We start from the raw sequence: 380 nt of genomic DNA on the forward strand, positions 1-380 counted from the left end.
TTTCAAGGGATGTCCATTCTCGGCCAAAGCAAGTAGCTACATGGAGCCGAGGAGAATTGCCCGAAATACGCAGGAAGCCCGGCGCGCAAACCATTTGTGCATCTGATAAATAGGTTTGAAGGCGTTCCTTTCAGGAATTGCCAGCCGATTTATTTCTACAACCGGAAATGAATCTTCTATAGCATAATATTGGTTCATTTCTAAGCTTCCTTGATTAATGATCTGAGCATTCGAGCTAGCCTAATGATGGTGTCAGATGTCGTCCCTTTTCAACGGTATACACTCTTGGTCCTCAAAAATCTTTCCTTCGGTTACAACTCTCCCCGCTTGAACTTACCTCGGAAGTCACTAAACTTCTCTCGTATTCCTATCCTTTGTAT

General features: G+C 43.7%; 1 protein-coding gene. It reads right to left on the reverse strand.

The genetic code is table 11. The annotated features are described in order from the left end of the window. Positions 1 to 36 precede the first annotated feature (36 nt). Positions 37 to 198: a DUF1156 domain-containing protein gene (locus HW443_RS14120; protein WP_176238228.1), complete on the reverse strand. Its 162-nt coding sequence runs from the start codon at positions 196 to 198 to the stop codon at positions 37 to 39. Positions 199 to 380 lie beyond the last annotated feature (182 nt).

Origin of the sequence: Candidatus Hakubella thermalkaliphila, from assembly GCF_013281975.1 — a bacterium.
Taxonomy (GTDB): Bacteria; Actinomycetota; Humimicrobiia; order Hakubellales; family Hakubellaceae; genus Hakubella; species Hakubella thermalkaliphila.